The 4,604-nt window shown below is 56.2% G+C and carries 7 protein-coding genes; 3 read left to right on the top strand and 4 right to left on the bottom strand.

The features are described from left to right. Positions 1–266 precede the first annotated feature (266 nt). The 3 genes from PVW46_RS17370 to PVW46_RS17360 are packed head-to-tail and all read left to right on the top strand — an operon-like array spanning position 267 to position 2,243. A complete protein-coding gene (locus tag PVW46_RS17370) occupies positions 267–1,190 on the top strand; it encodes a TIGR04255 family protein (RefSeq protein WP_274576864.1) in 924 nt (307 codons plus the stop codon). Beyond that, positions 1,177–1,773: a hypothetical protein gene (locus PVW46_RS17365; RefSeq protein WP_139132439.1), complete on the top strand. Its 597-nt coding sequence runs from the start codon at positions 1,177–1,179 to the stop codon at positions 1,771–1,773. The genes PVW46_RS17370 and PVW46_RS17365 overlap by 14 nt, the downstream gene beginning before the upstream one ends. A gap of 14 nt (positions 1,774–1,787) precedes the next feature. Continuing rightward, positions 1,788–2,243, top strand: coding sequence for a hypothetical protein (locus PVW46_RS17360; RefSeq protein WP_139132438.1), 456 nt, complete (start codon positions 1,788–1,790; stop codon positions 2,241–2,243). A 258-nt stretch (positions 2,244–2,501) separates the two neighbouring features. Here the strand turns inward: PVW46_RS17360 and PVW46_RS17355 are convergent, their stop codons facing one another. The 4 genes from PVW46_RS17355 to PVW46_RS17340 form a co-directional block, all read right to left on the bottom strand. Further along, positions 2,502–3,023, bottom strand: a complete 522-nt coding sequence (locus tag PVW46_RS17355; protein ID WP_069211534.1) for a hypothetical protein — start codon at positions 3,021–3,023, stop codon at positions 2,502–2,504. Between the two features lie 43 nt (positions 3,024–3,066). Further along, the gene (locus tag PVW46_RS17350; RefSeq protein WP_274576860.1) at positions 3,067–3,525 is read right to left on the bottom strand and encodes a helix-turn-helix domain-containing protein; all 459 of its coding nucleotides are present in this window, start codon (positions 3,523–3,525) and stop codon (positions 3,067–3,069) included. Between the two features lie 52 nt (positions 3,526–3,577). After that, positions 3,578–3,904, bottom strand: a complete 327-nt coding sequence (locus tag PVW46_RS17345) for a hypothetical protein (protein ID WP_069211533.1) — start codon at positions 3,902–3,904, stop codon at positions 3,578–3,580. 183 nt (positions 3,905–4,087) lie between these two features. After that, positions 4,088–4,318, bottom strand: a complete 231-nt coding sequence (locus tag PVW46_RS17340) for a helix-turn-helix domain-containing protein (RefSeq protein ID WP_069211532.1) — start codon at positions 4,316–4,318, stop codon at positions 4,088–4,090. Positions 4,319–4,604 lie beyond the last annotated feature (286 nt).

Here is a 4,604-nt window from a genome sequence, read left to right as displayed (position 1 = left end):
ATGGCGGGCATTTTGGCGGGTGTGACCGCAACTGCCCAACTTTTCCATTTAAACTCAATACCTCTTGGCGGAGGCTGTGTCATCAGAATCATTATGATAACTATTTGATAAAAATGGATTATATTATATAATCTATAGAAAATACCACGAAAAGTACCACATCAGACTTCTGAAACGGCGTTTTTGGGGGCGTCATGTCGGTAGGTCGGTTTACGGGGCCGGCAGGAGAACTCGCACCGAACCGCGCCCTATCCGTCCGACTGGACATGACTGCGAGTTGGTTGCCAAATGCCTACAGAGACGGCAAAGATCGCTCCGTAAAGGTGCTGATAACGATTGGTCAGCCAGAACTGCAAGTGAACATCCAAGGAAGAACAGTGCCCTGGCGACCGCTGCAACCAAACCATGCCATTGAACGCGTTAGAATTATTGTGGCGCTCGGCACCCCCTTGCCAAGTAAATTTCTTCGCAGCGTGGCTGCTGACAACGATGAGCGCAGACTTGCGCTAGGATTCACGTCCAAGAACCTACGACGAGGTCAACAGATACATTTTCAACCATCTGGGGTATCGTTCGGAGGATCGCCATCCGAACTTTGGGGTTGGGACTGGCAGAGGCTGACCGCAGGTAACAGACCTGTTGAAACCTTGGTCGTTGAGAACGAGGCTATTGTCTACGAAACCGCTGAGTACATTAGATGGACCAGTTTTCTTAGGCGGTTTGAAGAGGTTGCTGGACCCATACTCGACAAGATCTTGACAGTTGTCGATGCCGCAACGATGTCACTTGAGTATGGGGACAGGTTCGTTTTCGAAGGTAGGCCTATTGATGCAAGGCCCGATTTTTTGCTTGCAAATATCTCCGCCTTGCTTCCCGAAAACGCGGCGTCCGGAGGTTCGTTATGGCATGTCCATCGGGGGTGGTTCGAAGAACTAGAGGGGCACAAAGTCTTAATAAACCAGAACCTAGATGCTCAAGACAGCAAGTCGCCAGACAGAGGAACCATTCGAAGTGTCCAGGTTCTTACCAAAACGGAGCTAAGAAGTAGGGGCGAACAGCTTGAGTATGAAGTGCTCAAAGAAAAATTAGCGTCCATGCACGAACGGTCAAAAGAGATTTTCAAGTCTGTTCTTTCGGAAGGAATGCAGGCACAAGTGGGCATCAGGGGAGAAACTAATGGCCAATCCTGACGAAAGCGCATCCACCTCGAAAAGCCGGGACTGGGTCATCTCGGCAATGATTCTGGCCGGCTCTACAGCTACCACCGTGACGCCCGGGGCGGCTTCGACCCATAATACCATAGTCCCACATGCCAAAGGTGTCGAACAATACACGCAATGCCCTCATAGGACTTGCGTAGAGACCTCTAGCGGAGACCGTGTCGTTGACTTTCTTTCCCGGCCACAGACCGTGACAACTCCGCCCGATTGGCACTTCCAAATAGCTCAACGTATCAACGAGTTGGCTGAAAAACGGTTTGGGTGGAAAGGTCCTGACAGCGCCTCTATGCTGAACAGGGTACGAGAGCATTCGCTTCATTTCCTTTCAAAACTCGGCTTGGAGGGCGTGGATCGCAGGCCTTCGGTTGGTCTAGACTTCGAAGGTACACTCTCATTCTCTTGGGCCGACGATGAACTCCAAGCCGATTTGACTATCTTCGAAGACGGCACGTACTCATATTATGCCAAGAACGGGACAATGTCTGCATCAGCGGATGAAGCATCACTCAGTGATAACTTCGATGGACACTTCCTAAGTCTTCTCCTTTCCTAAGTCGGAAGTGCACAGTGCCCGAAGACAATGTCCAAGTTCACCGACTTGTGTGGTCGCCCGACGATTTTGAAGATGGCAAGCTATTGACGTCAGCATTCAGACGCAAAGATCTGGAAGGCGGAGAGACAAACTACGTCAGCGTGTCACGCATGGATAAACTGAACGTAGCAGCGGAACTCGCCTTGGCGACAAAACAAGCCGAAAAATCAGATGGAAAACAACTGATTCGTGAAGAAGCATTTTCGGTAAAATTCTTATGCGGCGAAGTAAGAGCCGTGATCGATGATGCGGGGACGCAACCGTTTGACATAACAAGTGAACCGCTTCCTGAAAACTTGGCTCATTGCGGGGTCAGAAACATCACAGACAAGAAAAGCCGTGGATACATCAACCAATTGCGCGTTTTGCTTGTGAACTTGGCCAGTAGTCGAAGGTCACTTTCGGAGTTAATTGCGCAGCACAAGAAATAGCTCCAACAACTCAATACCGACGGACTAAGCGTGCTAGGGCCGACAGGGCCTTCATGTCCTTCGTCCGCAAACCATGCCGGTAGTTCGGATGGTCGGAGCCGGAAGGCGCTCCACCACCAGCGCCGTGCAGACGGCAGACGTTCCAACCTTGCTTAGAAGGGCAGCGGCAACGACGCCCTGTGCTCTTTGCCATCGCCGTGCATCGCGGCGCGGCCCGCAAGCGCTCAACAGGGTTCATGGGGTTAACGTCGTTTTTCGTCATCGCCCGCCCCCGCCATGCGTCACGTCACCCACAATCGCCTGACCGCCATCCTGCACAGTCACCCGCTCCACGCGGACAACCTGCTGCGCCTTGGCACGGTGCTTTTTGAGCGCATCCATCTGCGCCAGGTAGGTGCGGCTGAGGCGCGTCATCGACCGTTCATAGCTTTCACGAACCTGATAGCCCGCGCCTCCGGCCATCTTCGACGCCACCAGTGTCATGGCGACATGGGTTGCCGTCATCTGCGCCACCAGCATTGCCTCGATCCCGTCGCGCGGTTCGATCTCCGCGAACATCGCGGACACCAGTTGCGCCTTGTCCTTGGCAGACCCGCCCAGCGCCTCCAGCGCGCTCCTGAACACGCCTTGCGCGGCCTCTGCGGTCTTCATGCCCAGAAGGGCCTGCACATCCTCTTGCGCGCCCACGCGGGCCTGTAGCGTGCCGTCTTCGTCCATCTGCATCGAAGGGAACGCGCGCACGCCGCCGCCCTGCCCTTCTGCCGTTTCCAGTTCCGTCATGCCTTGCCCTTCCTGCGCCTTTTCCTTGTGGGAGTGGTGAGTATTAGTGTTCCGTTCCAGAACCGTGCCGCCCTCCAGATTTGCCCCTGACGGGTTCTGATATGGAACCATCGCGCCCGCTTGGGTTCTGAAATGGCACCACCGCACCCCCAGACCGTTCCGTTTCAGAACCGCGCTCTGATTTTTCCGGCGACCAACTGCGCCAGTCGTGGGACGGCACTTCGACACCCTTGACCTTCTGCACGGGCTTTGTCGTCAACCGCCATTCATGCGCCTGCCGGTGATACCAGTTGCCCTTGCGCACCAGCACGACAAAGCCCTTGGCCTGAAGATCCTCAAAGCCCCGCTTGACGGTCGCCTTGCCCACGCCAAGCAAAACCGCCGCCTCTGCATAGGATAGGCGCAGTGTGCCGTTGTTGCTGCCGTTGAACCGCGTGTGCAGTTCCAGGAACACCTTGACCGCCACGCCCGACAAGCTGCGCCAGGCATCGCTCTTGAGCATCGCGTACGGGAGGGGGGCATACTGCCCCTCCCCCCTTTTCTTGCTGCCGCGCCTAGCCATCGACGCCACCCGCGCCGCCTTTGCCACGCGCAACGCCCAGCGCCTCCAGTTCCTGCAACAGGTGCCGCACCGATGGCGGATAGGCCAGCCGCAGCGGGTCGCAGGACTTGGACAGGTGATAATGCCCGATGCGTTCCGGCCCGCGATACTCGGTCTCGATGGGCCAGCCATATCGGTTGCGCAGCGTCTCCACGATGGCGCTCAGGCGCCAGCCTTTCACGCCCCTGATAACGTCCATGTGGTTGAGCGTCTGCCCCAGCGCCAGCGCGCGGCAGGCAAAGTAGATCTGGGTCGGGTTGCTGTACCAGAGTTCACTCATGCCAGACCCTCCCCAGGTGGCGCGTCAACCGCTGGACCGAATTGCTGCGCCGGTCCCAATAGAATCGGGTTTCGGATTTGGTTGCGCGAACCGGGCCGCATGTGGCATCAACTGGACTTGCGAAGGTGGCAGTTGATGTCACACGGAAGGCCCCGGCCCCGCGTGCGGTGCTGGGGTTTTCCATTACGCGGCCTCCCCATTGGGATCGACGCGCTGCGCCTCAAGATAGGCGTTCAGGTCGCTGCCATGATAGGCGATGCGGCGCCCGATGCGGATGAAGGCCGGGCCGCGATTGCGGTGCCGCCATTGCGCCAGCTTTTCGACGCTCCCGAAGATGCGCATTTCCGGGTCTTCCGGGAAGAACACGCGGTCATCGTCAAGGATGCGTCTGTTGTTTGTTTGGTTGTTTGCCATCGGCTGTCCCCTTTCGTGGACTGTTGCTAATGGCACTGAATTATCGGCACATTTTGGCGACTGTCACCAGTCTACGCGACGCGCTCAGGCACCTTCCAAAAGCTATAAATCGCTTAAGCGCTTTGTGCGAAAACTTTGGCGTATCTGTCCCTGAAAGGCGGGTCACACTTTACCGCAACCTGATAGTCCTTGCGGACAGAGGGTGAAGTTGGCAAGTCGTCACGGAGCTTGGCCAAGTTTTCCCAAGCTTGCTGAAGGACTAGGGTCAGGACTCGTTCTCTCTCAA

The organism is Mameliella sp. AT18, assembly GCF_028807275.1.
In the GTDB taxonomy this organism is placed as follows: domain Bacteria; phylum Pseudomonadota; class Alphaproteobacteria; order Rhodobacterales; family Rhodobacteraceae; genus Antarctobacter; species Antarctobacter albus.
This window is presented reverse-complemented; position numbering and strand designations above follow the sequence as displayed.

Excerpts from the sequence above, each read along its gene's own strand:
- PVW46_RS17370 (WP_274576864.1), top strand. The coding sequence starts at position 267 with ATGACTGCGAGTTGGTTGCCAAATGCCTACAGAGACGGCAAAGATCGC.
- PVW46_RS17345 (WP_069211533.1), bottom strand. The coding sequence starts at position 3,904 with ATGAGTGAACTCTGGTACAGCAACCCGACCCAGATCTACTTTGCCTGC.
- PVW46_RS17365 (WP_139132439.1), top strand. The coding sequence starts at position 1,177 with ATGGCCAATCCTGACGAAAGCGCATCCACCTCGAAAAGCCGGGACTGG.
- PVW46_RS17340 (WP_069211532.1), bottom strand. The coding sequence starts at position 4,318 with ATGGCAAACAACCAAACAAACAACAGACGCATCCTTGACGATGACCGC.
- PVW46_RS17355 (WP_069211534.1), bottom strand. The coding sequence starts at position 3,023 with ATGACGGAACTGGAAACGGCAGAAGGGCAGGGCGGCGGCGTGCGCGCG.
- PVW46_RS17350 (WP_274576860.1), bottom strand. The coding sequence starts at position 3,525 with ATGCTCAAGAGCGATGCCTGGCGCAGCTTGTCGGGCGTGGCGGTCAAG.